At 68.7% G+C, this 26,317-nt stretch carries 28 protein-coding genes; 16 read left to right on the plus strand and 12 right to left on the minus strand.

From position 1 onward, the window contains the following. Positions 1 to 54: 54 nt before the first annotated feature. The gene (locus tag AC1DSC_RS02020; protein ID WP_278880785.1) at positions 55 to 639 is read left to right on the plus strand and encodes a TetR/AcrR family transcriptional regulator; all 585 of its coding nucleotides are present in this window, start codon (positions 55 to 57) and stop codon (positions 637 to 639) included. 99 nt (positions 640 to 738) lie between these two features. On the opposite strand, the gene AC1DSC_RS02025 is transcribed toward AC1DSC_RS02020, so the two are convergent. From AC1DSC_RS02025 to AC1DSC_RS02040, 4 genes are all read right to left on the minus strand, one after another. Continuing rightward, positions 739 to 2,064 (minus strand): NAD(P)/FAD-dependent oxidoreductase, encoded by a 1,326-nt coding sequence (locus AC1DSC_RS02025; RefSeq protein ID WP_062362397.1) that lies wholly within the window; start codon positions 2,062 to 2,064, stop codon positions 739 to 741. A 20-nt stretch (positions 2,065 to 2,084) separates the two neighbouring features. Continuing rightward, positions 2,085 to 2,804 carry a cupin domain-containing protein gene (locus tag AC1DSC_RS02030; protein ID WP_018903065.1) on the minus strand — a complete coding sequence of 240 codons (720 nt, stop codon included), beginning with the start codon at positions 2,802 to 2,804 and terminating at the stop codon, positions 2,085 to 2,087. Between the two features lie 41 nt (positions 2,805 to 2,845). After that, complete coding sequence (locus AC1DSC_RS02035) at positions 2,846 to 4,327, minus strand: aldehyde dehydrogenase family protein (protein WP_018903064.1); 1,482 nt, start codon at positions 4,325 to 4,327, stop codon at positions 2,846 to 2,848. A 156-nt stretch (positions 4,328 to 4,483) separates the two neighbouring features. Continuing rightward, positions 4,484 to 5,320, minus strand: a complete 837-nt coding sequence (locus tag AC1DSC_RS02040) for a nucleotidyltransferase (protein WP_062362394.1) — start codon at positions 5,318 to 5,320, stop codon at positions 4,484 to 4,486. A 130-nt stretch (positions 5,321 to 5,450) separates the two neighbouring features. Between AC1DSC_RS02040 and AC1DSC_RS02045 the strand changes: the two genes are divergently transcribed. The 8 genes from AC1DSC_RS02045 (at position 5,451) to ligD (ending at position 14,599) form a co-directional block, all read left to right on the plus strand. Then, positions 5,451 to 6,227 carry a metallophosphoesterase family protein gene (locus tag AC1DSC_RS02045; RefSeq protein ID WP_012746795.1) on the plus strand — a complete coding sequence of 259 codons (777 nt, stop codon included), beginning with the start codon at positions 5,451 to 5,453 and terminating at the stop codon, positions 6,225 to 6,227. 144 nt (positions 6,228 to 6,371) lie between these two features. Beyond that, positions 6,372 to 6,551, plus strand: coding sequence for a DUF3606 domain-containing protein (locus AC1DSC_RS02050; RefSeq protein ID WP_012746796.1), 180 nt, complete (start codon positions 6,372 to 6,374; stop codon positions 6,549 to 6,551). 52 nt (positions 6,552 to 6,603) lie between these two features. Beyond that, the gene (locus AC1DSC_RS02055) at positions 6,604 to 7,560 is read left to right on the plus strand and encodes a cation diffusion facilitator family transporter (protein ID WP_012746797.1); all 957 of its coding nucleotides are present in this window, start codon (positions 6,604 to 6,606) and stop codon (positions 7,558 to 7,560) included. A 79-nt stretch (positions 7,561 to 7,639) separates the two neighbouring features. Continuing rightward, on the plus strand, positions 7,640 to 7,819 hold the full coding sequence (locus AC1DSC_RS02060) for a hypothetical protein (RefSeq protein ID WP_278881234.1): 180 nt from the start codon (positions 7,640 to 7,642) through the stop codon (positions 7,817 to 7,819). Positions 7,820 to 8,015: 196 nt separating this feature from the next. Next, positions 8,016 to 9,521: an ATPase domain-containing protein gene (locus AC1DSC_RS02065; RefSeq protein WP_012746799.1), complete on the plus strand. Its 1,506-nt coding sequence runs from the start codon at positions 8,016 to 8,018 to the stop codon at positions 9,519 to 9,521. Between the two features lie 65 nt (positions 9,522 to 9,586). Continuing rightward, a complete protein-coding gene (locus AC1DSC_RS02070; RefSeq protein ID WP_244883372.1) occupies positions 9,587 to 11,074 on the plus strand; it encodes a hybrid sensor histidine kinase/response regulator in 1,488 nt (495 codons plus the stop codon). Next, positions 11,064 to 12,077 carry a lysylphosphatidylglycerol synthase domain-containing protein gene (locus AC1DSC_RS02075; RefSeq protein WP_012746801.1) on the plus strand — a complete coding sequence of 338 codons (1,014 nt, stop codon included), beginning with the start codon at positions 11,064 to 11,066 and terminating at the stop codon, positions 12,075 to 12,077. The genes AC1DSC_RS02070 and AC1DSC_RS02075 overlap by 11 nt, the downstream gene beginning before the upstream one ends. Continuing rightward, on the plus strand, positions 12,056 to 14,599 hold the full coding sequence (gene ligD, locus AC1DSC_RS02080; RefSeq protein ID WP_478131770.1) for a DNA ligase D: 2,544 nt from the start codon (positions 12,056 to 12,058) through the stop codon (positions 14,597 to 14,599). Before AC1DSC_RS02075 ends, ligD begins: the two co-directional genes overlap by 22 nt. Here ligD and AC1DSC_RS02085 read toward each other — a convergent pair. From AC1DSC_RS02085 to AC1DSC_RS02100, 4 genes are all read right to left on the minus strand, one after another. Further along, positions 14,586 to 14,825, minus strand: a complete 240-nt coding sequence (locus AC1DSC_RS02085) for a hypothetical protein (RefSeq protein WP_012746803.1) — start codon at positions 14,823 to 14,825, stop codon at positions 14,586 to 14,588. The genes ligD and AC1DSC_RS02085 overlap by 14 nt on opposite strands. 160 nt (positions 14,826 to 14,985) lie before the next feature. After that, positions 14,986 to 16,107: a phosphatidate phosphatase App1 family protein gene (locus AC1DSC_RS02090; protein WP_062362381.1), complete on the minus strand. Its 1,122-nt coding sequence runs from the start codon at positions 16,105 to 16,107 to the stop codon at positions 14,986 to 14,988. Then, a complete protein-coding gene (locus AC1DSC_RS02095) occupies positions 16,104 to 16,637 on the minus strand; it encodes a dihydrofolate reductase (protein WP_012746805.1) in 534 nt (177 codons plus the stop codon). Before AC1DSC_RS02095 ends, AC1DSC_RS02090 begins: the two co-directional genes overlap by 4 nt. Positions 16,638 to 16,641: 4 nt before the next feature. Continuing rightward, complete coding sequence (locus tag AC1DSC_RS02100) at positions 16,642 to 17,481, minus strand: thymidylate synthase (RefSeq protein WP_062362379.1); 840 nt, start codon at positions 17,479 to 17,481, stop codon at positions 16,642 to 16,644. Positions 17,482 to 17,517: 36 nt separating this feature from the next. On the opposite strand from AC1DSC_RS02100, the gene nthA reads away from it, so the two are divergent. From nthA to AC1DSC_RS02115, 3 genes are read left to right on the plus strand one after another with little or no spacing between them, the layout of a single operon-like run. Continuing rightward, entirely contained in the window at positions 17,518 to 18,147 is a 630-nt protein-coding gene (gene nthA / locus AC1DSC_RS02105) for a nitrile hydratase subunit alpha (protein ID WP_062362376.1), read from the plus strand. Further along, positions 18,144 to 18,809: a nitrile hydratase subunit beta gene (nthB, locus tag AC1DSC_RS02110; protein ID WP_062362374.1), complete on the plus strand. Its 666-nt coding sequence runs from the start codon at positions 18,144 to 18,146 to the stop codon at positions 18,807 to 18,809. The genes nthA and nthB overlap by 4 nt, the downstream gene beginning before the upstream one ends. Continuing rightward, positions 18,806 to 19,180, plus strand: coding sequence for a nitrile hydratase accessory protein (locus AC1DSC_RS02115; protein WP_062362372.1), 375 nt, complete (start codon positions 18,806 to 18,808; stop codon positions 19,178 to 19,180). Before nthB ends, AC1DSC_RS02115 begins: the two co-directional genes overlap by 4 nt. On the opposite strand, the gene AC1DSC_RS02120 is transcribed toward AC1DSC_RS02115, so the two are convergent. Beyond that, positions 19,177 to 20,610 (minus strand): FAD-binding oxidoreductase, encoded by a 1,434-nt coding sequence (locus tag AC1DSC_RS02120; RefSeq protein ID WP_062362370.1) that lies wholly within the window; start codon positions 20,608 to 20,610, stop codon positions 19,177 to 19,179. The genes AC1DSC_RS02115 and AC1DSC_RS02120 overlap by 4 nt on opposite strands. Further along, positions 20,607 to 21,014: a DUF2069 domain-containing protein gene (locus tag AC1DSC_RS02125; RefSeq protein ID WP_062362367.1), complete on the minus strand. Its 408-nt coding sequence runs from the start codon at positions 21,012 to 21,014 to the stop codon at positions 20,607 to 20,609. The genes AC1DSC_RS02120 and AC1DSC_RS02125 overlap by 4 nt, the downstream gene beginning before the upstream one ends. A gap of 100 nt (positions 21,015 to 21,114) precedes the next feature. Between AC1DSC_RS02125 and AC1DSC_RS02130 the strand changes: the two genes are divergently transcribed. After that, the gene (locus tag AC1DSC_RS02130) at positions 21,115 to 22,326 is read left to right on the plus strand and encodes a YihY family inner membrane protein (RefSeq protein WP_012746812.1); all 1,212 of its coding nucleotides are present in this window, start codon (positions 21,115 to 21,117) and stop codon (positions 22,324 to 22,326) included. A 6-nt stretch (positions 22,327 to 22,332) separates the two neighbouring features. Here the strand turns inward: AC1DSC_RS02130 and AC1DSC_RS02135 are convergent, their stop codons facing one another. Next, positions 22,333 to 22,671, minus strand: coding sequence for an Mpo1-like protein (locus tag AC1DSC_RS02135; protein WP_062362366.1), 339 nt, complete (start codon positions 22,669 to 22,671; stop codon positions 22,333 to 22,335). A 101-nt stretch (positions 22,672 to 22,772) separates the two neighbouring features. Here AC1DSC_RS02135 and AC1DSC_RS02140 point away from each other — a divergent pair, with 101 nt between their 5' ends. Beyond that, entirely contained in the window at positions 22,773 to 23,156 is a 384-nt protein-coding gene (locus AC1DSC_RS02140; protein WP_062362363.1) for a thioredoxin family protein, read from the plus strand. A gap of 13 nt (positions 23,157 to 23,169) precedes the next feature. Beyond that, positions 23,170 to 23,835 (plus strand): NAD-dependent epimerase/dehydratase family protein, encoded by a 666-nt coding sequence (locus AC1DSC_RS02145; protein WP_062362361.1) that lies wholly within the window; start codon positions 23,170 to 23,172, stop codon positions 23,833 to 23,835. Between the two features lie 3 nt (positions 23,836 to 23,838). On the opposite strand, the gene AC1DSC_RS02150 is transcribed toward AC1DSC_RS02145, so the two are convergent. Continuing rightward, complete coding sequence (locus AC1DSC_RS02150) at positions 23,839 to 24,777, minus strand: LysR family transcriptional regulator (RefSeq protein ID WP_062364414.1); 939 nt, start codon at positions 24,775 to 24,777, stop codon at positions 23,839 to 23,841. 111 nt (positions 24,778 to 24,888) lie between these two features. Here AC1DSC_RS02150 and AC1DSC_RS02155 point away from each other — a divergent pair, with 111 nt between their 5' ends. Next, on the plus strand, positions 24,889 to 26,310 hold the full coding sequence (locus AC1DSC_RS02155) for a M20 family metallopeptidase (RefSeq protein WP_062362358.1): 1,422 nt from the start codon (positions 24,889 to 24,891) through the stop codon (positions 26,308 to 26,310). The last annotated feature ends 7 nt before the right edge of the window (positions 26,311 to 26,317 follow it).

Consider the following 26,317-nt stretch of genomic DNA (forward strand, 5'->3'; position numbering starts at 1 on the left):
AACCATACCGGACAATTGTCCGCTTTGCAAGTGAGCTTGATGGAGGGGGCACGAGTGCCGAAGAAGATGGACCCGCAACTGCGTTCGGACGCACTGCAGAACCGCGAACGGATCCTGCAAGTGGCAATTGCCGAATTGACACGATCAGTGGACGTTCCGCTGAGCGCCATCGCGAAGAAGGCCGGCGTGGGGCAAGCGACCTTCTATCGAAACTTCCCCAGTCGAGATGCACTGGTGTGGGAGGTTTATCGCTACGAGATGGCGCAGGTCGCGGACCTCGCCGAGCAACTGCTCCAGACCAGTCCGCCGCAACAAGCGCTGCGGGAATGGATGGACCGTCTCGCCCAGTACGCCATGACCAAGGCCGGCCTGGCCGATGCCTTGCGCCAAGCTTCCAGTGCGCCTGAGTGCTCGGAGGAGTCTCGATATGCGCCAGTGATCGGCGCTGCTCAACGCCTGCTTCAGGCCAACGAGAAAGCCGGAACCATTCGGCCAGGCGTCACCACGGATGACTTTTTTCTGGCCATTGCAGGCATTTGGCAAATCGACTCCAAGGGCGACTGGCAACCACGCCTGAAGCGACTCATGGATCTCGTCATGGACGGACTGCGCGCGGGTGCGCCCGCGCGTGCTTCCTAGTTTCTGTTCGTCTTCGCATCGCGGCGATGAAGGGGCGGCGGGTCACGCCGCTCCATACGCAAAGCAAATAACGTTTCGGCGGCCCGCCGCAGGCGCAGCCTAGAAATCAGCGACCTTGCCCCATGCCGAGCCGCTGAACCGTCCTGGCCCGTACGGTGCAGGATCGACGATCGGTTCGGCGCCGCTGGCAAGGTCGGCAATCAGGTGGCCGGCGCCGGGGCCGATGCCGAAGCCGTGCCCCGAAAAGCCCGCGGCCAGGATGAACCCCGGCATGCCGGGCACCTCGCCGATGCCGGGAACACCGTCCGGCGTGCTGTCGATGTAGCCGGCCCAGGCATGCGTGATCCTGGCGTCGCGCAGCTGGGGCAGCAGTTCGATGGCGCGGCGGTGGGTCTCCCTTACCGTGGGCAGATCGGGCTTCGGATCGAGGATGCGCACGCGCTCCATCGGCGTTGGCGCATCGAGCCGCCAGCGCGCCAGCGTTTCATGGCCGCTGCGGATGGCTTCCAGGCCGCCCGGGCGAAGGTTGCGCCAGCGCTTGGCGAACATGGGCACGAATTGCGGCGCGAAGCGCATGAACTGCCCGGTCGGGTCCACGCGCGCGCGGCCGCTGATGGCCAGTGCATAGCGTCCGTCGTTGCGGCGCGTGGCGGACACGCCCGCGCTCACCACGGCATCCGGCAGGCGCTGCTCCACAGGGGACACGCTCAGGATGGATTGGCGGATCGAGGCCTGCGGAAAGCGGATGCCCAGTTGCCGGCAGAACGAAGACGCCCAGGCGCCGCCCGCCATCACGACCGTCCTGGTCTTGATGACCCCGGCTTCCGTGACCACGCCGCTGACCCGTCCGCCTTCGGTCTCGATGCCGCGCGCCGCGCAGTTCTGGTGGACGCTGCCGCCGAGCTTGATGAGCGCAGCGGCCACGGCCGGCGCGGCCTTGCCAGGATCGGCGGTGCCATCGCTGGGCGAGAAGACGCCGCCTTTCCAGGCGCGGCCGGTCGCATGGCCGCGCTCGGCGGCCTCGCGGGCGCTCAGCATGTGGGTCGTCACGCCGGCGGTCTTTGCAAACTCGCGCCAGCTGGCCCAGCGGGAAATCTCGGCCTCGTCGTTGCTGAGGTACAGCAGCCCGCAGCGATGAAAGCCGGTGTCCTCACCGCTCTCGGCGGCAAAGCGTTCCCAGAGCTCGAGGCTCTTGGTTGCCAGCGGCAGTTCGCGGGCATCGCGGTTCTGCTGCCGGCACCAGCCCCAGTTGCGGCTCGACTGCTCGGCGCCGATCCGGCCCTTCTCCACCAGGGCGACCGACAGGCCGCGCTGGGCCAGGTAATAGGCGCTGAAGACGCCGATGATGCCGCCGCCGATCACGACGACATCGGCCGAAGCCGGCAGCGTGGGCGAAGTCTGGATGTGTTGCAGCGGAGGCGACATGATGGATCTCGCTCGCCCGCTCAAGCCGCAACGCTTTGGCACACGTAGAACTTTGCCACGCGATCGCTGCTTTCCCAGCCGATCGGTGCGCCCTGTGGCACGAAAAGCGCGTCGCCCTTTGCCGTGGAAAGCACGCTGCCATCAGGCGCTGCGAAGCGCACGCTGCCGGCCAGCAGATGCATGAACTCGTTCATGCGGTGCGGCCGAACGATGCGGTGGTAGGGGGTCGAGTCCCAGGCGCCGGCGCTGTACTGCGCGCCATCGTCGATGAAGACCTTGTCGCTGCGGCATTCCGGCTGGGGGCCCAGCAGCACTTCCGCGGGCAGCGTGGCCGTGGGCTTGAAGTCGGCGTCGGCATGCAGCGGGAAGACGCCGCGCTTCGTCGGCCTCTCGCAAGCGGCGGCGCAGAACACGAAGCGCACGCGGGATCCGGCCTGGATGCGAAGCGAGGTCCCGCATCCGATGACGGCGCCCGCCTCGGGGCCGACCACCAGCGGGGCCGCGCCGGCTGCCGTCAGGGTCAGCTCGCCCTCGACCACGACGATGGTTTCGATGTTGGGATAGCTGGCGACTTCGAGCTCGCCGATGAAGCTGGTGCGGCCCGCGCTCATCGTGCCAGGTCCTTCCCACGCGATCTCGCGGTGCCGCGCAAAGGGATCGTCCTTGCCGAACGGCGCCCTGCGGAAGGCGGTGGAAAGGGGGGCGCCGCCGGCGCGGTGCAGTACGAGGGCCACGGTCATGATTGCTCCTGCGCGATGCGCAATGTCTTCCTTGAAATCTGTCATTCGGCGGCGGGTGCCGGGGCATCCTGGAAGCCGAGAATGGCCTTGGTTTCCAGGTACTCCTCGAGACCTTCGATGCCGTATTCGCGGCCGTTTCCGGAGCGCTTGTAGCCACCGAAGGGCGCATGCGGATTCCAGGCCGGATAGTTGATGTGCACCTGCCCGGACCGGATCCGCGCCGCCACGGCGCGCGCCGCGGCAAGGTCCTTGCCTTGCACGTGGGCGCCCAGGCCATAGACGGTGTCGTTCGCAATTTCCACGGCCTCGTCCACGCTGTCGTAGGGAATCAACGCGAGCACCGGCCCGAAGATCTCCTCCTGCGCGATCTGCATCCGGGAATGCACCGCGCTGAAGATGGTCGGTCGGCAGTAGAAGCCGCGGCTCAAGCCCTCCGGCCGGCCGAGGCCGCCGCAGACAAGCTGCGCGCCTTCGGCGATGCCGATGCCGATCATTTCCTGCACGCGATGGAACTGAGCGCGGTTTGCCACCGGGCCGTGCGTGGTCTGCTGCGAACGCGGATCGCCCACCACCATGGCGGATGCCGCTTCGCGCGCGATCTGCTCGACCTCGTGCAGGCGCGCTCGGGGCACGATCATGCGCGTCGGCGCGCTGCAGGACTGGCCGACGTTGCGAAAGCCCGCCGCCACGCCTCCCGGTACGGCGCGCGCCACGTCCGCATCCGGCAGGATGAGGTTGGGAGATTTCCCGCCGAGTTCCTGGGCCACGCGCTTCACCGTGGGTGCCGCTGCCTGGGCCACCAGGACGCCGGCCCTTGTCGAACCGGTGAACGAGATCATGTCCACCTCCGGATGCTGCGCCAGGGCCGCGCCGACCTCCGGTCCGCTGCCATTCACGAGGTTGAACACACCGGGCGGAATGCCGGCGTCTTGCATCACTTCGGCAAAGAGCAGGGCGCTCAGGGGCGACAGCTCGCTGGGTTTCAGGACGACCGTGCATCCGGCTGCGAGGGCGGCGCCGACCTTGGCGGTGATCTGGTAGAGCGGCCAGTTCCAGGGGGTGATGAGGCCGCACACGCCGATGGCCTCGCGCACGATGGCCATCTCCCCGCGATGGGTGACAAACGCATAGCCGCGCGCATTGTCGCGGGCCACGCGGATGTGCTCCGCGGCAGACGGCACCTGCGTGCGGCGCGCGAAGTCGATGGCCGCGCCCATCTCCAGCGAGATCGCCTGGGCGAACAGTTCTGCGCGCTCGAGGACCAGCGCGTGGATGCGGTCGAGGAGCAAGGCCCTGCTCTGGGCCGGACTCGCGGACCAGGCCGCGAATGCGCGCCGCGCTGCGGCCACGGCTGCGGCGGCATCCCCGGCACTGCCCAGCGCGATCTCCGCGACCGGCTCCTCGGTCGACGGGTCGACGACGCTGGCGCGAGTCTGCGTTTCGGGCAGGACCCACTCGCCGCCGACAAACATGCGGTCCAGGCGGCCAGCGCGCCCCAGGTGGTCGACGATCGATGAGTTCATGGATGGGGCCTTCTTTGCATGCCCAAAATCTTAGGCCGCGCGCCCCTCGCGCCGGTGCTTCAATGGGGGTCCTGCACAAAGCAGGCTGCCGTTGTGCGAGCCGCGACAGCAGATCCTGCCGTCGTGCAGTGTCAGCGGCTTCCACGCCGCCTGCTCCTATTGCGATCTTCGGTCCGCAATGGCCTCGGTCCAGCCGGCCACGTCTTCGGCCGTCATGGTGCTGGCGGCGGTGAGGCGGCCGTCCACGTAGCCCAATTGCTCGACGTCGTGAAGGTACTGCTCGCGCGACAGGAGGGTGCCGGCGCACACGTGCTCGTTCGGCGCCGGCGGCTCTCGCACCTCTTCGGCCAGCCGCGCCATCAGCCGCTCCATCACCCAGCCGGGAATGCGCTGCCGCTCGCCGGGGTAGATGTAGCCGAACAAGGTCAGGTGGGCCAGCAGCACCCGCCAGTGCGGGCCAAAGCGCTCGAGCAGGCCGGGCCAGTCCAGCCGCTCGGCGGTGGCCTGCAGCAGGTGGGCGATGTCGCCGCCGTCGTAGCGCTCGCGCTCCATGATGAAGGCCTTGGACAGCAGGCTGTCCTCCACGTTGGCAACGAGCACCGGCACGCCCAGGACTGCGGCGCGGCTGTTGCCGCGGAACCAGCGCTCGTCCACCGGCATGAGGCCGTTGCCCGAGTTGAAGATCAGGTCGATGAACTCCGGCCCGTCGTGCACCTTGGCGAGCCAGTGCGGATGGCTCATCTCGGTGCGCCAGCCGTGCTGCTGCATCAGTTGCGCGATGCGTTCGTAGTCCGCGCGGCGGATGAACAGGTCCAGGTCCTTGGTCGAGCGGCGGATGCCTGTGTGGCAGGCATGCGCGAAGGCGCCGCCGACCAGGAAGGGAATGTCCGCACCGTTCAGCGCGCGCAGCGTCTGCCGGTAGAAGTCGGCCACGCGGGGCTCGACTTCTTCTGCTTCTTCCAGCGAAAGCGCAAGACCGGCCGTGGGCTCCATTCAGGCAATGTAGAGCCGGCCCGCAGGCGGGCTCGGAGCAAACGGCCCCATCGGTCGTCGGCAGGCGCCTACAGCCGCCGCAGGATGAGGCCGATCACGGCCGGCGGCATCCGGGCGCAGGCTTGCTGCAATGCCCAATCCGAAATCTTCCTCCCATGTCCGGTTCGCCGCAGTGGGCGACATCCATGTCCACAAGGACGCGGCGGGCACGCTGCGCAGCTTCTTCGCGCAGGCCGCCGACGAGGCCGACGCGCTGCTGCTGTGCGGCGATCTCACCGACTACGGCACGGCCGAGGAAGCCAAGGTGCTGGCCGAGGAACTCGGTGCCGTCCCGATCCCCATCGTCGCCGTCCTGGGCAACCACGACTTCGAATCCGGCACGCCCGAACGGGTGACCGAGGCGCTCACGCATGCCGGCGTTTGCGTGCTCGATGGCGCGGCCTGCGAGATCGAAGGCGTGGGCATTGCCGGTACCAAGGGCTTTGCCGGCGGCTTCGGACGCGGTTCGCTGGGGGCCTGGGGCGAACCGGCGATCAAGCTGTTCGTGCAGGAGGCGCTCAACGAGGCGATGAAGCTGGAGTCGGCGCTGGCCAAGCTGCGCACCCGGCGCCGCATTGCGCTGCTGCACTACGCGCCGATCGCCGGCACGGTGCAGGGCGAGCCGGTGGAGATATTTCCATTCCTGGGCAGCAGCCGCCTGGAAGAGCCGCTGCTGCGCTATCCGATGGATGCGGTGTTCCACGGCCATGCGCACCGCGGCACGCTCGAGGGGCGAACCATCAGCGGCGTGCCGGTCTACAACGTCGCCAAGCCCCTGCTGCAGCGCAGCCGGCCCGACGCGCCGCCTTTCTTCCTGTACGAGCTGCCGCGCGAGCCGGCCACGGAAGAGGAACCGGCGGCGACATAGGCCGGGCGCGTTCATGAAACATCCCGAAACCGCGGCAGGCGACAGCATGTAGAACCTGTCCTGCACGAGCCATGGCATCCGGCTGGCATGGCGGCGTTGCTGCGCGGTGAAACTTCCGTCTCCAACCCACCTGGAGATCCCGCGATGCCGGACGACATGGAGATCCGCGTCCCACAGGACGACGAGCGAATCGACATCACCGACCTGAAAGAGGTCGACTACTGGACGAAGTGCTTTGGCGTCAGCGAGGCCCGCCTGCGCATGGCGGTCGCCTCGGCGGGGACCATGAAGGACGATCTGCGGATCTACCTCGGCCTTCCCTGAAGGCCGGGGCTGAACGCAAGGGCCGAGCGGCGCCCCTTCGTCCGAAACCCTGATGGCTGCCGAATCGAAGCTTGCGATCTACGGCGCCATCGCGGCCAATGTGGCCATTGCCGCCACCAAGTTCACCGTGGCCGGCATCACCGGCAGTTCGGCCATGCTGTCCGAAGGCATCCATTCGGCGGTCGACACCTTCAACGGCGTCCTGCTGCTGGTGGGCATCCGGCTGAGCCAGCGGCCCGCGACCGCCGAGCATCCCTTCGGCCACGGCAAGGAGCTGTACTTCTGGAGCCTGATCGTCGCGGTGCTGATCTTCGGGCTGGGCGGCGGCGTGTCGTTCTACGAGGGCATCCAGCACATCCGCAAGCCGGAGCCGATGCGCGATCCGGGCTGGAACTACGTGGTGCTGGGGCTGGCCGCATTGTTCGAAGGCGCGAGCTTCCTGGTTGCGCTGCGGCAGTTCCGCGTGCAGTCGCGCGGCGCGCCGTTCTGGCGCGCGCTCGGGCAGAGCAAGGACCCGACCACCTACACCGTGCTGGCCGAGGATTCGGCGGCGCTGGCCGGGCTGGCGGTGGCGGCCTTGGGCATCTACTTCAGCCACCGGCTCGGCATGCCGGCGCTGGACGGCGCGGCCTCGGTGGTGATCGGGCTGCTGCTGGCCGGCGTGGCGGTGCTGCTGATCAGCCAGGCCCGCGGGCTGCTGATCGGCGAGGGCATCCGCCCCGAGACCGCGCGCGCCATCCGCGCCCTGGCCATGGAGCAGCCGAGCGTGCAGGACGTGGGCCACGTGCTGTCGATGTACATCGGTCCCGACGAGGTGCTGGCCGTGGTCGACCTCAATTTCAGGGAGGGCACGGCGACCGGCGAGGCCGCCGATGCCATCGCCGCGATCGAGCAGCAGGTGCGCGGGCGCTTCCCGATGATCAGGCGGCTCTTCATCGAGGCGAGCGAGGCGCCCGTGGATGAAGACGCGGCTTCCGCGCGGACCGGCGGGATCGTCGGCGTTGGCTGACGACTGCTGCCGCCATTGCCTGAGCGCTCCCATGCCGCAGGCACTCCACTGTCGAGGTTCATTCAGGAGGTTGCCAGCCATGAACAAGCCATCGCCCAAGCGCCGCGAGCGCTCCCCCGACGAACCGGAGATCACCCAGGAAGAATCCGTGCCCACCGACGGCAGCGACACCGAGGGCGAGGAGCAGATGAAGAAGGTCGGCAACAGGAAGCTCCAGGACCCGGGCGATGCCGAGCGCAAGACGCCCGACAAGTCCTGAGGCCGTGCGCGGCCCGCGCGCAGCGGCCGCGGCGCAGTGGCGTTGTCTTGTGCCGAAGAAGGGCGATGCCCTACAACCCGGGGGCCGCGCCTCTTGATAAAAATCCTTGCGCCAGCAGATCGCCAGCAGATCGCCAGCAGATCGCAAGCAGAACAGGGCAGAAAGGACTGTCTGCCCAACGATGGAGGAAGAAGAAATGAAGCTCGACGGTACGGCCGTGCCGTCCGCCCAGGACGGCCTGATCAAAGTCGGTGTTCCCGGCCTCGACGATGTTCTTGGCGGCGGGCTCACGTCCAACCGCCTCTACCTGGTCGAGGGCACGCCCGGTGCCGGCAAGACCACCATCGCGCTTCAGTTCCTGATCGAAGGCGTGAAGCGCGGCGAGTCGGTGCTGTATGTCACCTTGTCGGAAACCGCGCAGGAACTCAAGGGCGTGGCGCGCTCGCATGGCTGGGACCTGAGCGGCATCGAGGTGCGCGAGATGCTTCCGTCGGAGACCGCACTCGAGCCCGACGAGCAGTACACGATGTTCCACCCGTCCGAGGTCGAGCTCAGCGAGACGACCCTTCGCATCCTCTCGGACGTCGATGTGCTCAAGCCTTCGCGCGTGGTGTTCGACTCGCTGTCCGAACTGCGCCTGCTGGCCGGCAGCTCGCTGCGCTACCGGCGGCAGATCCTCGCGCTCAAGCAGTTCTTCGCGGGCCGCCAGTGCACGGTGCTGCTGCTGGACGACATGACCGCCATGAAGCACGACCTGCAGGTGCAGAGCATTGCCCATGCGGTGATCCGGCTCGAGCAGATCAGCTCCGACTACGGCGCCGCGCGGCGCCGGCTGGTGGTCAGCAAGTATCGGGGCCAGCAGTTCCGCGGCGGCTACCACGACTACCGCATCGAGCGCGGCGGCCTGCGCGTCTTTCCGCGCCTGGTCGCTTCCGAGCATCCCTCGGCGCCGGCGGTGGCGCCGGCGCGCATTCCCAGCGGCCTGGAAGCGCTCGATGCGCTGCTGGGCGGCGGCCTGGAACGCGGCACGAGCACGCTGTTCGTCGGCGCGCCGGGCACGGGAAAGTCGACGGTGGCCGTGCAGTTTGCGCTGGCGGCGGCGCAGCGCGGCGAATGCGCGGCCCTCTTCATCTTCGACGAGAGCATCCACACGCTGCGCACGCGCTGCGAAAGCATGGGCATGGACCTCGGGCCATACATCGAATCCGGCCGCATCAAGGTGCGGCAGGTCGACCCCGCCGAGCTGTCGCCGGGCGAGTTCGTGCACCTGATCCGGCTGGCGGTGGTGGAGTGCGGCGCGGCGGTGGTGGTGATCGACAGCCTCAACGGCTACCTCAACGCGATGCCCGACGAGCGCTTCCTGATCGTGCAGCTGCACGAGCTGCTTTCCTACCTGGGCCAGGCCGGCGTCGCCACGCTGCTGGTGGGCGCGCAGCATGGCCTCATCGGCATGCAGATGAAGACGCCGGTGGATGCGAGCTACCTGGCGGACGCGGTGGTGCTGCTGCGCTACTTCGAGCTGGAGGGCGAGGTGCGCCAGGCGATCTCGGTGCTGAAGAAGCGCGGCGGCGCGCACGAGCGCAGCATCCGCGATTTCTCGATGACCGCCACGGGCCTCAAGGTGGGCGAGCCGCTGCGTCATTTCAGGGGCATCCTGACGGGCATCCCCATTCCCACCGACGGCGCGCAGCACGCATCGTGAGCCCGCCCGCCGCATCCGCCGAGCAGCGCATCCTGTTGCGGACCGCCACCTCCAGGGACGCCCTCATGGCAAGCGCCGTACTGGCCCGCGCACAGATTGCGGCCCATACCTGCGACAGCCTGTGCGAGCTCGTGCAGGGCATCAAGGAAGGCGCCGGCACCATCATGGTGGCGGAAGAAGTGCTGGCCGATCCGGCCGCGGCCGCGCTGGCCGAAGTGCTGGGCTCGCAGCCGCCGTGGTCCGATCTGCCGGTGCTCGTTCTGGCGCGCCAGGGCGCCGATTCGCCCGTCATCGCCAAGGCCATGGACCGGCTCGCGAACGTCACCGTGATCGAGCGGCCGATGCGCGTGGCCTCGCTGATCAGCACGGTCCGCACGGCGCTCAGGGCGCGCAACCGGCAGTACCAGCTGCGCGAGCTGCTCGACGGCCTGCGCGAATCCGACCAGCGCAAGACCGAGTTCCTTGCAACGCTGGCGCACGAGCTGCGCAACCCGCTCGCGCCGATGAGCACCGCGCTCACGCTCCTGATGCGCAAGCCGCACGAGCCCGCGGAAGCGCGGCGCTACTACGAGCTCATGGGGCGGCAGATCGACCACATGGTGCGGCTCGTGAACGACCTGATGGAGGTCTCGCGCATCACGCGCGGCAAGATCGAGCTGCGCATGGAAGCGGTGGCGCTCGAAGCAGTGATCGAGGACGCCATCGAGCTGAGCCGGCCGCTGCTCGAAGGCGCCAGGCACACGTTGGGCAAGCAGCTGTGCAGCGAGCCGGTGGTGGTGCGCGGCGACGGCGTTCGCCTCACGCAGGTGTTCTCGAACCTGCTCAACAACGCCGCGAAGTACACCGCGCCCGGCGGAAAGATCCGCATCGAGCTGCGCCGGGAAGGGCGCGAGGCCGTGGTGGAGGTCTGGGACAACGGCACCGGCATTGCGCCGGACATGCTGAAGTCGATCTTCGAGATGTTCGTACAGGTGAGCGGCACCTCCAAGGCGGCGCAGGGCGGCCTGGGCATCGGCCTCACGCTGGTGAAGAGCCTGGTCGAGCTCCACGGCGGCAGCGTCGAGGCAAGCAGCGCGGGCCTGGGCCGGGGCGCGATGTTCTGCGTGCGCCTGCCGCTCGCCCGGGTCGAGAGCGGCGTGCCCGCGTCGCCGGCACCGGCTGTTCGCGGCTGGCCGGCCTGGTTGCCGGGCACGGTGCTGATCGTCGACGACAACCGGGACGCGGCCGATGCGCTGGGCGAGCTGTTGCGCTCGATGGGCGCCACCACGCGCGTGGCCTACAGCGGCGATGCCGCGCTGCGCATGGTGGCCGAGGGGCCGGCACCCGGGCTCGCGATCCTGGACATCGGCATGCCGGGCATGGACGGCTGCGAGCTCGCAATCCGGCTGCGCGCCAACCCCGCGCTGGCCGGATTGATCCTGGTCGCGCTGACCGGCTGGGGCCAGCACGGCGACAAGGAGCGCATCGCGCTGGCGGGGTTCGACCACCACTTGCTCAAGCCGCTGGACCTGGCGGCGCTGATCTCGACCCTGGGGCCGCACCATGAACCATGACGCGACCACGCTTTCGGCGGCGGACCATCCGGCCGGCCGGCTGTCGCTGTGGCGCCGCAGCCGCCGATGGCTGCTGCCGCTGCTGGGGCTCGTGGTGCTGGGCCTGCTGCTGTCGCATGCGCACAAGGTCGACTGGGCCGGCGCATGGGAGGCGCTGCAGCGCTATCCGGCGATGCTGCTGCTGGGCGTGTGGGCCATCACGACCGCCAGCCATGCGCTCTACGGATGCTTCGACCTCATCGGCCGGCGGCACACGCGCCACCGCGTGCCGCGCTGGCGCACCTGGGCCATCGCGGTGACGAGCTATGCCTTCAACCTCAACCTGGGCTCGCTGGTCGGCGGCATCGGGATGCGCGCCCGGCTCTATGCGCGCGCCGGCCTCGATGAAGCCGTGGTGGCGCAGATCGTCGGCGTGAGCCTGGCCACCAACTGGCTCGGCTACGGGCTGCTGGCGGGTGGCCTGTTCGCCGCGGGCATCATCACGCCGCCGCGCCAGGCCAGCATCGGGGCCGACGCGTTGCGCGCGCTGGGCGTGCTGATGATCCTTCTTGCGGCGGCGTACGTGGCGGCCTGCGCCTTTTTGCGCGGGCGCCAGTGGCAGCTGAGGGGGCGGCGGGTGAGGCTCCCTTCGGCACGGCTTGCGGTCGTCCAGCTCACGCTCTCCACCGCCAACTGGGCATTGATGGGCTGCGCGATGTACCTGCTGCTGGGCCGGCAGGTGCCCTACGCCACCACGCTGAGCGTGCTGCTGGCCGCGTCCATCGTCGGCGTGATCACGCCGATCCCGGCCGGGCTCGGCGTGCTCGAGGCCGTGTACCTGGCGCTGCTCTCGGGCACCGTGCGCCAGGGCGCGCTGATGGGGGCCGTGCTGGCCTACCGCGCGCTCTACTACCTGCTGCCGCTGGCTGGCGGCCTGGTGCTCTACCTGCTGCTCGAACGCTACGCGGCAAGCCACCCGCTGGACACGGAGGCCGACACACCATGGCGCGCGCAAACCCCCTGAAGCGCTACAAGGAAAAGCGCAACTTCGGCGCCACCCCCGAGCCCGCGGAGGGCGGCGCATCGGCGCCCGGCGTGCTGCAGTTCGTGGTGCAGAAGCACTGGGCGACCCGGCTGCACTACGACTTCCGCATCGAGCTCGATGGCGCCATGAAGAGCTGGGCCGTGCCCAAGGGCCCGAGCTACGACACGCACGACAAGCGCATGGCCGTGCATGTGGAGGACCATCCCATCGCCTACAACCAGTTCGAGGGCGAGATACCGCCACGGCAGTACGGCGCGGGCAAGGTGATCATCTGGGACAAGGGCAGCTGGACGCCCATCGGCGATCCGCGCAAGGGCTACAGGGCGGGGCGCCTCAAGTTCGAGCTGCACGGCTATAAGCTGCGGGGCAAGTGGACGCTGGTGCGCATGCACGGCAAGGCCGATGAAAAGCAGGACGCGTGGCTCTTGATCAAGGAGCACGACGAGTACGCCCGCCCGGCCGCGGAGTTCAGCGTGGTCGACCAGTTCCCGGACAGCGTGGCGCAGATGCCGATGCCTGCTGCTGCGGTCTCGGCGCCCGCCGAGGCGCCGGCCGCACCGGCCAGAAAGCGCGGCGGCAAGGCATCGGCCAGCGGCATGCCCGCCGATGCGGTGAAGGCCGCCATGCCGGCCAAGCTCTCGCCGCTGCTCGCCACGCTGGTCGACGGCCCGCCGCACGATCCCCAGAACTGGCTGTACGAGATCAAGTTCGACGGCTACCGCCTGCTCGCGCGCATCGATGCGAAGGGCGGCGTGCAGCTCGTCACGCGCAACGGCCATGACTGGAGCAGCCGCATGCCGCACCTGGTGCGCGCGATCGAGCGCATGAAGCTCGCGCCCGGCTGGCTCGATGGCGAGATCGTGGTGCTCAACGAGTCCGGCGGCACGGACTTCCAGGCCCTGCAGAACGCCTTCGACAGCGAGAACACGCGCAACATCGTCTACTTCCTGTTCGACCTGCCGTACTACGGCGGCTTCGATCTCACCGGCGTGCCGCTGGTCGAGCGGCGCGGCCTGCTGCAGGCGCTGCTGGCCAAGGCGCCGCCCGAAATCCGCTTCAGCGAGATCTTCGATGCGCCGCCCGAGGACATCGTGGCTTCGGCCTGCAAGATCGGGCTCGAAGGCGTGATCGGAAAGCGCAAGAACAGCACGTACGCCTCGCGCCGCTCGCCCGACTGGATCAAGCTCAAGTGCTCGCAGCGGCAGGAGTTCGTCATCGGCGGCTATACCGATCCGAAGGGCTCGCGCGTGGGCATTGGCGCACTGCTGATCGGCGTGCACGACGACAAGGGCGACCTCATCTACGCCGGCGCGGTGGGCGCGGGCTTCAACGGCCGGACGCTCGCCGACATGCTCGAAAGATTGAAGCCGCTCGGCATCGACAAGCGGCCGTTCAAGAACCCGACCGAGAACGACCGACGCGCGCACTGGGTCAAGCCGGTGCTGCTGGCCGAGGTCACGTTTTCCGAATGGACGAAGGACGGCCATGTGCGGCATCCGGTGTTCCACAGCGTGCGCTCGGACAAGCCCGCGAAGGCCATCGTCCGCGAGAAGCCGGTGCACCCGGCGGGCGCCGGCCGCGAAGCGGAGGCTGAGCCCGAACCCGCCGCCACCATGCCCGCCAACTTCAAGGTCTCGCATGCCGACCGCGTGGTCGATCCGTCGACCGGCATCACCAAGGTGGAGGTGGTGCGCTTCTACGGCCTGGTCGCGCCGCTGATGATGCCGCACCTGAAGGGCCGGCCCGTGTCGTTCGTGCGCGCGCCGCAGGGCATCGGCGGCCAGCTGTTCTTCCAGAAGCACCTGGAGCTGGGGCAGATGGCCGGCGTGCGGCAGCTCGATGCGGCGCTGTGGCCCAAGCACCCCGAGCTGATCGAGATCGCGGGGCCGCTCGGGCTGCTGAGTCCGGCGCAGATGAACGTCGTCGAGTTCCATACCTGGAACGGCCTGAAGACGCTCATCGGCAAGCCCGACCGCATGACCTTCGACCTCGACCCGGGTGAGGGCGTCGGCTGGCCCATGGTGCTGCAGGCCGCCGAGCTGATGCGCGTGGTGCTCGACGAACTGGGCCTGGCGCCGTTCTGCAAGACCAGCGGCGGCAAGGGGCTGCACGTGGTGGTGCCGCTCAAGCGGCAGTACGACTGGGACACCATCAAGGATTTCTCGCAGGCCATCGTGCGGCACATGGCGCGCACCCTGCCGCAGATGTTCGTCGCCAAGAGCGGGCCGGACAACCGCGTCGGCCGCATCTTCATCGACTACCTGCGCAACGGCTTCGGCGCGACCACCATCTGCGCCTGGTCGGTGCGGGCGCGCCCCGGCATGGGGGTGTCGGTGCCGGTGGAATGGCAGGAGGTTCCCACGCTCACGAGCGGTGCGCAGTGGACCCTGCGGAACATCCATGCACGGCTCGACCGCGGCAACGATCCGTGGGCTGCGTATGCAAAGGCTGCAAAGAGTCCGGGAGCCGCAATGAAGCTGCTGGGCTTCAGAGTTCGATGAAGGCCGAGGTGGCCTTGTTCAGCGCCAGCTTGCCCTTGGCGGTGATCGATTCCACCTGGGCGAGATGGCGTATCGCCCGGTCGTCCGGCGCGTGGCTGGACGGCGGAATGAAAGCGGTCACCAGCTCGGCCGCACGCAGCACGCGCAGCCTGTCGATGTCGGCTGGCGTGTGGACGACGTATGGCAATTTCTGCTCGGCGATGACCCGAAGAAACTCCATGGACATGAGCCGTCTCCTTGTCTGGATGGTGGAGTGACATTCTGCGGAAAAAATCACAGTTCTGCCTAGTCCCTGCGAGGCACATGACTTTCCAGTGTGTACCTAAGTGTTCTTTTGTTGGCTGTGCTGGAAACCAAGGTGCCGATGGTGTTCCGGCGGCGGGCGCTCACCTTGCCAGCTGGATCGGTGCCGGGGGCCGTTCGGGGGAAAGAATCTGCCAGAGGCCGGGCGCCACGCCTTCGAAGGCGGCCGCATAGCGCTTGGCGCGGCCGTCCTCGCCGGTCACGTCGCGTATCGCGATGCTGTCGATGCGGCCGGGGTGGGCGCGCGCGACCTGTCCGTAGATCTCGGGATCGCTCTCGCCCGAATCGCCCACCAGCATGAACCGGCGCTGCGGAAAGTCGGCCAGCAGGCGCTCGATCACGCCGAGCTTGTGCGTGCGCGAATCCTGCTCGCCGGGGATGAGCGTGCGCCAGGTCGTGCTTTCGCGCAGGTGCATGCTGCCCAAGGGAAAGTCTGCATCGCGAAGGAAATCGGCGAGCGCGCGGTACAGCTGTATCGGGCTGGCCGAAAGATAGTGGAAGCGCGTGTCCGGCGCCTTGGCCAGCGCGCGGTAGTACGCCGCCATGCCGGGGGCCGCCTCGAAGCGCCGCGCAAAGGTGTTCAGCAGCATCTCGCGCCGGTCGCGCACCTGGGTGCGCTTGATGGTGTCGTCGATGTCCGAAATGACCGACAGCCCCTGCGCGGGAACGATCAGCGCCTCGCCCCTGAAGCGGTGCAGCAGCTCGCCGGGCCCGGTCACGGCATGGAACTTCAGCCACTCGCTCGAAGGCGAGAGGCGGGGCACGTCGATGACGATGCGCATGTTCATGCGGCCGTCCGCGCCCGAAGGCGGCGTGGCCACGCGCGCGGCGCTGCCGTCGAAGTCGAGTTCGAACACCTTGCCTTCTTCCGACTCGGCGTGGAACAGCGCGGTGCGCTGGTTGAAGCGCAGCCGCGCCGCCGGCGAGAGCTTCTTGAGGTTCAGGCCCAGGTAGCGCGCGAACGCGGCATTCAGGCCCCAGCGGCGCTCGGGTTCGTAGACCCAGGCATGGATGTCGACTTCGAGCCGGCCATCGGCGGTGGGGCGCGCGGTGCCGGGGATGAAGAGCGCTTCCTGGTCGGGATCGAGCCGCTCGGCCGCGCGCAGCGCCTGCATGGGCGCCAGGCCGCAAAGCAATGCGGCGCCGACCATGAGGGAGCGGCGCCGCAGCGGCGGGGCGACGGCGCGCGGCTCCTCTGCGTTCATGCCTTCGATGGCGCGATGCGTTCGTAGGTCACGAAGCTGTAGTTGAGGCCCTCCTTCGCCGAGACATGCGCTTCGCGCTTGGTTTCGCGCCAGGCGGAGGGGGAGAGCTCCGGCGCATGCGCATCGCCTTCGTAGTCGTGCGCGAGCTCGGTCACGACCACCTGCTGCGCGAGCGGCTCGGCCTCGGCGTAGATCTGCGCGCCGCCGATGATCCACACGTCGGGCACCTGCGATTCCTCGCACAGCGCAAGCGCTTCCTGCAGGCTGCCCACGCGCCACGCGCCTTCGGCCTTCCAGTCGTCCTGCCGCGTCACGACGATGTTGCGGCGGCCCGGCAGCGGCCGGAAGCGCGGCGGCAGCGAATCCCAGGTCTTGCGGCCCATGACGACCGGGGCGCCGGCCGTCTGCTGCTTGAAGTGCACCATGTCTTCGGGCAGGTGCCAGGGAATGGTGCCCTTGGCGCCGATCACGCCGTTGGCGGCGCGCGCGAAGATCAGGTGGATGCGCGGTGTCGTGGCGAGCTCGGACATGGGCCTACACCGCCACCGGTGCCTTGATGGGATCGTGGTGCCGGTAGTCGAGCACCTCGAAGTCTTCGTACTGGTAGTCGAAGATCGAGGCCGGCTTGCGCTTGATGTGCAGCGTGGGATAGGGGTAGGGCGTGCGGCTCAGCTGCAGCGCCACCTGCTCGGCATGGTTGCTGTAGATGTGGCAGTCGCCGCCGGTCCAGATGAAGTCGCCTACGTCGAGATCGCACTGCTGCGCCACCATGTGCGTGAGCAGCGCGTAGCTTGCGATGTTGAAGGGCACGCCCAGGAAGATGTCGGCGCTGCGCTGGTAGAGCTGGCAGCTCAGCTTGCCGCGCTCGCCCGGTGCCTGCGGCGGCGCCACGTAGAACTGGAAGAAGGCATGGCAGGGCATGAGCGCCATCTTCGAGAGCTCGGCCACGTTCCATGCGCTCACGATGATGCGGCGCGAATCGGGGTTGGTCTTCAGGGTCTTGATGACTTCGGAGATCTGGTCGATGTGGCCGCCGTCCGGCGTCGGCCAGCTGCGCCACTGCACGCCGTACACCGGGCCCAGGTCGCCATCCTCGCGCGCCCACTCGTCCCAGATGGTGACGCCGCGCTCCTTGAGCCAGTTGTTGTTGCTGGAGCCGGTCAGGAACCACAGCAGTTCCTGGATGATGGACTTCAGGTGCACCTTCTTGGTGGTCACCAGCGGAAAGCCTTCGTTCAGGTCGAAGCGCATCTGGTGGCCGAACACGCTCTTGGTGCCCGTGCCGGTGCGGTCGCTCTTGTGGACGCCGTGCGTGTCCACATGGCGCATGAAGTCTTCGTACTGGGAGCGGACGGGGCGGGCGGGCGAGGTCATGTTGGGAATTTTACGGGGCGGCGCTAGCATTGGCCGATGACCGGCCATGACCACTCCCACGAACACAGCGAACTCGGCGAAATGGACCTGCGCGTGCGGGCGCTCGAGAGCGTGCTCACCCAGAAGGGCTACATCGATCCGGCCGCACTCGACGTGCTGATCGACACCTACCAGACCCGCATCGGCCCGCGCAACGGCGCGCGCGTGGTGGCCAGGGCCTGGGTCGACCCAGTGTTCCACGACTGGCTGCTGAAGGATGCCACGGCCGCCATCGCTTCGCTGGGCTACACCGGCCGCCAGGGCGAGCACATGGTGGCGGTGGAGAACACCGCCGAGCAGCACCACATGGTCGTCTGCACCCTGTGCAGCTGCTATCCCTGGCCGGTGCTCGGCCTGCCGCCCACCTGGTACAAGAGCGCGCCGTACCGCTCGCGGGCCGTGAAGGACCCGCGCGGCGTGCTGGCCGATTTCGGCACGGTGCTGCCCGAATCGACGCGCATCCGGGTCTGGGATTCGACCGCCGAGGTGCGCTACCTCGTGATCCCGCAGCGCCCCGAAGGCACCGAAGGCATGAGCGAGGAACAGCTTGCCGCGCTGGTCACGCGCGACTCGATGATCGGCACACGGCGGGTGGAAGCGCCCGCAACGCCTGGGAGCGCCGCATGAGCTATGTCACGCATGCCGACCTCGGCGGCCAGCCCGGTTTCGGCCCGGTCACGCCCGAGCCCGAGGGCGAGCTGTTCCATGCCGCGTGGGAGCCGCGCGCGCTGGCGCTCACGCTGGCCATGGGCGCCACCGGCTCCTGGAACATCGATGCGAGCCGCGCCGTGCGAGAGACACTGCCGAACTACCGCGACCTGAGCTACTACCAGGTATGGCTTGGCGCGCTCGAGCAGTTGATGCTGCAGCGCGGGCAGGTTTTTCCCGACGAGATCGCGACTGGCGAGATGCGCCATCCGGCCGCGCCGGTCGCCCGCGTGCTGCAAGCCGGGAACGTGCCCGCGGTGCTCGCCAAGGGTTCGCCGACCGAGCGCGCCGCGCCAGGCCCTGCGCGCTTCGCCGTCGGGCAGACCGTGCGCATGCGCGCCGGCAAGGTCGACCACCACACGCGGCTGCCGGGCTACGTGCAGGGCAAGCGCGGCGTGATCGAGCATGTGCATGGCGCGCATGTGTTTGCCGACGCACATGCGCAAGGCCAGGGCGAGCAGCCGCAGTGGCTCTACACCGTGGTCTTCGACGAGGCCGAACTCTGGGGCGACGGCGCGACGCGTCAGAACCTCGCGGTGTCGGTCGATGCCTGGGAAAGCTACCTCGAGCCCGCCGCATGAACAGCGGTGTGCCACCGCTCGCGCTCGCCCCTGGCATGCCGCGCGATGCCGACGGTCCGGTGTTCAATGCACCCTGGGAAGCCCAGGCCTTTGCGATGACGCTGGCGTTGCACGAGCGTGGCCTGTTCACCTGGAGCGAGTGGGCCGAAGTGCTTGCGGCGCAGATCGCGGCCGCGCAGGCCGCGGGCGACCCCGACACCGGCAACACCTACTACCGCCACTGGCTCGCCGCGCTCGAAAGCCTGGTCGCGCGCAAGGGCGCCAGCTCCGAAGACGAACTCGCGCGTTACCGCCACGCCTGGGACCATGCGGCCGACCGCACGCCGCACGGGCAGCCGATCGAGCTGCGCGGCGAGGACTTTCCCGGTTAGACGCGAATCACGCGGCCCGGGTTGAGGATGTTCTTCGGATCGAGCCCGCGCTTGATCGCCCGCATCATCTCCAGCGCCACCGGCGACTTGTGCTTCTCGAGCTTGTCGACCTTGAGCGAGCCCACGCCATGCTCGGCCGAGAACGAGCCGCCGAACTTCTCGACCGCGTCGTACACCAGCGTGTTGATGCGCTCTTCCTCGTTCTTCAAGAAGGCCTTGGTGTCGATGTTCTCGGGCGCCTGCACGTTGTAGTGCAGGTTGCCGTCGCCCAGGTGGCCGAAGTTCACCAGCCGCACGCCGGCAATCTCGCGCGCCAGCAGTGCGTCGGTTTCCGCCACGAAGGCCGGAATGCGCGATACGGGAATCGAGATGTCGTGCTTGATGTTCAGGCCTTCTTCGGCCTGCGCGAGCGGAATGCTCTCGCGGATGTGCCAGAGCTGGTGCGCCTGCGCGAGGTTCTCGGCCACCACCGCATCGGTCACGCAGCCGTCTTCGAAAGCCGTTTCGAGCAGCGCCTCGAAGCGCGCGCGCGCATGGTCTTCGGATTCGCTGTCGGAGTTCTCCAGCAGCACACAGTACGGCACGGCCTCATCGCCGATGAAGGGCACGCGCAGCTGCGGCATGTGCTTGTCGACCAGGCTCAATGCAAACCGGCCCATCACCTCGAAGCCCGTGAGGCCCGAGCCCAGCTGCCTGTGCGCAAGGCCCAGCAGCGTGACCGCGTGGTCGAGCGAGGGCACCGCGGCCCAAGCCGTGAGCTGCGCGGCGGGCAGCGGGTAGAGCTTCATGGTGGCCGCGGTGATGATGCCGAGCGTGCCTTCGCTGCCGATCATCAGGTCGCGCAGGTCGTAGCCGGTGTTGTCCTTGCGCAGGCCGCTGGTGCCTTCCCAGATATCGCCCTGCGGCGTGACCACCTCGAGGCCCAGGCACAGCTCGCGCGTGTTGCCGTAGCGCACCACCTGCGTGCCGCCGGCATTGGTCGCCAGGTTGCCGCCGATGGTGCAGCTGCCCTCGGCCGCAAGGCTCAGCGGAAACAGGAAGCCCTGCTTCTCGGCCGCCTCCTGCAGCGTCTGCAGGATGCAGCCGGCCTCCACCGTCATCGTGAGGTTGGCGGCGTCGATGGTGCGGATGGCGTTCAGCCGCTGCAGGCTCAGCACCACCTGCGTGCCGCTGCCGTCGGGAATGGAGCCCACGGCCAGGCCGGTGTTGCCGCCCTGCGGCACGATGGCCGTGCCCGCCGCGGCGCAGGCCTTGACCACCTCGGCCACCTGCTGTGCATTGGCCGGCCGCACCACGGCCAGCGACTTGCCGCGTGCGCGCTTGCGCCAGTCCTGTTCGTAGGCCGTGAGGTCGCCCTCGTTCAGCACGTGCTGCGCACCCACGATGGCGCGCAGTTGATCGACGAGGGAAGCGGAAGAAGAAGTCGTCATGGGGTGGAAATCTCCAGTTGGCGGGCCGCCTTGGCATTGCGCAGGCGCAGCCGCACGTGCCAGGCGCAGGCCGCAAAGAGCATGAGGCACAGCAGCACCTCGATGAGCGCGAGCACCTGCCCCACGCCGTTGGTGTCGCTCCAGGCGCGCACCACGCCCTCGGTGAAATAGAGCCAGATCATCAGGCTGACCCAGCGGTAGGTGTACATGCGGTTCTTGTAGAGCCCCGCGAGCGGAATGACCAGCGGCAGCACCTTGAGCGCCAGCAGCGAGCCGCCCGGCCGCAGCGGCGCGAGCCACAGCTCCCAGGCCAGGCCCAGCACGATCAGGCCCGCAAGGCTGCCCACGGCGAGCCAGCGGGTGGCGCTGACGGAAGAAGAGGCTTGCGGCGTGATGGTTGTCATGGGCAGAACACCGCGGAACCGGGTTGGCCGGGCCGGCTTTTTCGAGCGCAGGCCACGGCGACACGAAGTGCGCGAAGACGAGGGAAGGATTCGGGTTCTTATGATACCGGCCATGAATCGTCGTCAGCTCTGGAGGGATCTTTCGCGCTTTCCGTGGGGCAACACCGCGGCGGTGCTGGGCGAGCGTTTCCGCGAAGACCGGCTCGGCCTCACGGCCAGCAGCCTCACCTTCACCACCACCATCGCGATGGTGCCGTTCTTCACGGTGGCGCTGGCGCTCTTCACCGTGTTCCCGATGTTCGCCAAGCTGCAGGGGCGGCTGCAGCGCTGGCTCATCGAGAGCCTGATTCCCGACAACATCGCGCGCCAGGTGCTGGGCTACCTGAACCAGTTCTCGAGCAAGGCCGGGGGCCTCGGCATCGCGGGCCTGGTGGTGCTCTTGATCACCGCCATTGCGCTGATCCTCACCATCGACAAGACGCTCAACAACATCTGGCGCGTGCGCTCGCCCCGGCCCTTTGCGCAGCGCGTGCTGATCTACTGGGCCGCCATCACGCTCGGGCCGCTGATCCTGGCGGTGAGCCTTTCGACCACCTCGTACGTGTTTGCCGCATCGCGCGACGTGGTGGGCGGAAGCATCCTCAAGCTGTTCTTCGACACCTTCGAATTCGTGCTGCTCGCGGCCGGCATGGCCTCGCTCTACCACTACGTGCCCAACACCAACGTGCGCTGGTCGCATGCCTGGGCCGGCGGCTTCTTCGTGGCGGCCGCCATCGAGATCGCCAAGCGCGTGCTGGGCTACTACCTGAGCCTGGTGCCGACCTATTCGGTGCTCTACGGCGCCTTCGCCACCGTGCCGATCCTGCTGGTGTGGATCTACGTGGCCTGGGTGATCGTGCTGCTGGGCGCGGTCATCGCGGCCTACCTGCCGAGCCTGCTGACCGGCGTTGCGCGCCGGGGCGGGCGGGCCGGGTGGCCCCTGCAACTGGCCATGGAGGTGCTGCAGCACCTGGCGCGGGCGCGCGCCACGCCGGCCAAGGGCATGGGCGCCACCGAACTCGTCACGCGCATGCGGGTCGATGCGCTGCAGGTGGTGCCGGTGCTCGAAACGCTGGTGGCGCTGGACTGGATCGCGCCGCTCGCCGAGGAAACCGCCAATGAAGATCCGCGTTATGTGCTGCTGGCCGATCCGTCCACGCCGATCGAGCCGCTGCTGAGGGAACTGCTGATGCCGCGCGCCGAACCGCTCGAAGACCTCTGGCGCAAAGGCCCGCTGCACTCGCTGCGCCTGGGCGACGTGCTCCTGATTTGATAGCCCTCAGAGCTTGACCTTGCCGAGCCAGATGTCGCGGTACATCGCCCAGTCGCCCATGAAGCTGTAGAGCGGGCGCTTGAACGAGGCGGGTTTGTTCTTCTCGAAGCCGAAGTGCCCGACCCAGGCAAAGCCGTAGCCCGCGACCAGCCCGGCCAGCAGCCAGAGCGGGTTGAATGTGACGACCAGCGCCACCAGGCACAGCAGCGAGATCGTCGAGCCCGCGAAGTGCAGGCGCCGGCAGGTGCGGTTGGCGTGCTCGCTCAGGTAGAAGGGGTAGAACTCCGCGAAGCTCTTGAAACGTCGCGGATCGACAGCAGATTCCGGGGCAGTCGTGGTGTTCATCGTGCGGGTCTCCTGAACGCCGGAGGCGCTTTGTCCATAATAGCCACGCCCCTTGGGCCGCACCACTGCGGCTTCGTATTCACACCTGCACCGCATCAACCTTGAGCGCCCTTCCTGCCGCCCCCGTTTCCGCCGAGCCGGCCAGCGATGCGCCGTGGGTCGTGTGCCTTTGCGCCGAATGGTGCGGCACCTGCCGCGACTACCGGCCGCTGCTCGAGCAGGTGGCGCGGGCGCATCCGCAGTTCCGCTTTGCCTGGGTCGACATCGAGGACCACGCCGAGATTGCCGACGCCTTCGACGTCGAGACCTTTCCCACGCTACTGATCGCCGGTGCCGACGGCACCCGCTTCCTGGGCCCGCTGCTGCCGCATGCCGAGACGCTCTCGCGCATGCTCGGTGCGTTGCAGGCGCCGCAGCCTTCCAGCCTCGACGTCGACCTGCTGCTGGCGGTGCTCGAGAAGCGTCCCGGCGACTTCGCGGTCTGACCGCGCCCCCAAGATGAACATCCTGATCTTCGGCGCCACCGGCATGGTGGGGCAGGGCGTGCTGCGCGAATGCCTGCTGGCGCCCGACGTGGCGCGCGTGGTCGCGGTCGGCCGCAGGGCCACCGGGCAGCAGCATCCGAAGCTGCAGGACCTGGTCATCAAGAACATGAGCGACTACAGCGGTGTCGAGCCGCAGCTGCAGGGCTTTGACGCCTGCTTCTTCTGCCTCGGCGTGTCGTCGGTGGGCATGAACGAGGCCGACTACAAGCGCATCACCTACGACCTCACGATGGCCGCTGCCACCGTGCTCGCGCGGCTCAACCCGGGCATGACCTTCACCTATGTGACGGGTGCGGGCACCGACAGCAGCGAGCGCGGCAGCCGCATGTGGGCGCGCGTGAAGGGCGCGACCGAAAACGCCCTGCTCAGGCTGCCGTTCAAGGCCGCCTACATGTTCCGCCCCGGCATGATCCAGCCGCTGCACGGCGTGCGTTCGAAGACGCCGCTCTACCAGGCCGCGATCATGGTGCTCAAGCCGGTGCTCGGGCTGGCCCACCGGCTCTGGCCCGACAGGGTGACGACCACCGAGAAGGTGGGCCGCGCCATGCTGGCCGTGGCACGGCACGGCGCGCCGAAGGTGCTGCTCGACCCGGCCGACATCAACGCGCTGGGCCGCTGAGGCTCAGGCGCTCGACCGCGCGCGGCCCAGCTTGCGCCGGCCCGCGCTGGCAATGGCATGCACCAGGTGTTGTACGAACGCCTGCGCCAGCGGCGTGAGCGTGCGGCCTTCGAGCGCCAGCACCTGCAGCTGCCGCTGCTGCAGCGGCGCCTCGGCGAACGGGCGCGCCACCACCGTGCCTGCATCGATGAGATGCGTGACCGTGAGGTGCCCCGACAGCATCACGTCCGGCGTGCGCAACAGCGGCAGCAGCACCGATGAAAAATTGCTTACGAAGATCGCGCGGTATTGCAGCCCCTGCAGGCTGCACGCCTGGTCGAACAGCTGCCGCGCGGTCACGCCCTTGTCGCCCACGGCCAGCGGATAGCGCACGGCGTCGGCCACGGACACCACGCGCTGGCGCGCCAGCGGATGGTCGGGGCGCAGCACCGCGAACACCGGCGCATTGGCCGAGTGCTCGATCTTCAGGCCGGGCTCCGGCGCCACCACGTACTTGAGCGCGATGTCGGCCTCGCCGCGCGCGAGCAGCGCGCTCACGCCATCGGGCGAGCCCACGTGGAGCTCGAGCTGCGTGCCCGGATTCGCCGACTCGAAGCTGCGCATGACCTGCGGCATGAAATGCGCGGCGAAGCCTTCGGTGCAGGCCATGCGGATGCGGTGCGCGCTGCGGCCGCCGAGGTCGCGCACCTGCTCGATGACCTGCTCGATGTCGAGCTGCGCATTGCGCAGGTGCGCCGCGAGCCGCTCGCCCGCCGCGGTGAGAGCCATGCCCCGGGCGTGGCGCTCGAACAGGGGCGTGCCCAGGCTGTCCTCGAGCTTGGCGATCTGCCGGCTGACCGCCGACGAGGCCACGAACAGCCGCGCCGCGGCCTGGCTGACCGAGCCGCTGCGCGCCACTTCGAGGAAATGGCGCATCGGAATGCTGAGGAGCGGTGGTGCCATGGCGATTGGAGCGTTGCCTTGAAGGCAATAGTAGCTTGCGAATTCGGTGCTGGAAGCATTGCCCTGCAGGCCTTGTACTTGCTGCATCCCACGCCAACAGGAAATCCCCTCATGCAACGTACCGAGAGCCTTGCCGCGGCCGCCGCCTATTTCGACGACGGCGGCTTCTTTGCCGACCTGCAGCGGCGCGTCGCCTTCCGCACCGAGAGCGACACCGGCGCCGCCACGCCCGCGCTCGGCGCCTACCTGCGCGACGAGCTGGTGCCGCCGTTGGCCGCGCTGGGCTTCGAATGCGAGATCGTCGAGAACCCGGTGGCGGGCGGCGGGCCCTTCCTGATCGCGCGCCGCATCGAAGACCCTGCATTGCCCACCGTGCTGAGCTATGGCCACGGCGACGTGGTGAGCGGGCAGGACGCGCAGTGGGACGAAGGCCTCGGCCCCTGGGCGCTCACCGTGCGCGGCGACCGCTGGTACGGGCGCGGCACGGCCGACAACAAGGGCCAGCACAGCATCGCGCTCGGCGGGCTGGCGGCCGCACTGCGCGCGCGGGGCGGGCGCCTGGGCTACAACATCACCTGGCTCATCGAGACCGGCGAAGAGGCCGCGTCGCCGGGCCTGCATGCGGTGTGCGAGCAGCAGCGCGAGCGGCTGCGCGCCGACCTGTTCATCGCGAGCGACGGGCCGCGCGTGAGCGCCGCGCGGCCCACGCTGTTCCTGGGCTCGCGCGGCGCCGTCAACTTCAGCCTGCGGCTGCGCGCCAGGGCGCGGGGCTACCACTCGGGCAACTGGGGCGGCGTGCTCGCCAATCCTGCCACCGTGCTGAGCCATGCGGTGGCCTCGCTGGTGGATGCGCGCGGGCGCATCCTGGTCGAGGCCTTGCGGCCGGCTGGAATTCCGCAGGGCGTGCGCGAGGCGCTGGCCGATATCGCCATTGGCGGTGGCGCCGACGATCCCGCGCTCGACGAAGGCTGGGGCGAGCCCGGCCTCCGCCCGGCCGAGCGGCTGGTGGCGTGGAACACCATCGAGGTGCTCGCGCTCGGCGCCGGCTCGCCGCAGCGGCCCGTCAATGCGATTCCGTCCGAGGCGGTGGCGCATTGCCAGCTGCGCTTCGTGGTCGGCACGCCGTGGCGCGAACTCGCGAGCATCGTGCGCGCCCACCTCGGCGCGCATGGTTTCGGCGATGTGGAAGTGAAGGTCACGCTCGAAGGCGCGGCCACGCGGCTCGACGTGCAGAACCCCTGGGTCGACTGGGCCCGGCGCTCCATCGAAAAGAGCAGCGGCCAGCGCGTCGACCTGCTGCCCAACCTCGCGGGCTCGCTGCCCAACGATGTCTTTGCCGACCTGCTGGGCCTGCCCACGCTGTGGGTGCCGCATTCCTACCCGGCCTGCGCGCAGCACGCGCCCAACGAGCACCTGCTGGCGCCGCTGGCGCGCGAGGGCCTGCAGATCATGGCCGGCCTCTACTGGGACCTGGGCGAGCCGGGGCTCGCGCCGTGGGCCGCCGGTAAAACGCCGCACACCGCGGCCGCCTGATTTCTCT

This window comes from Variovorax sp. 01N425, assembly GCF_056399465.1.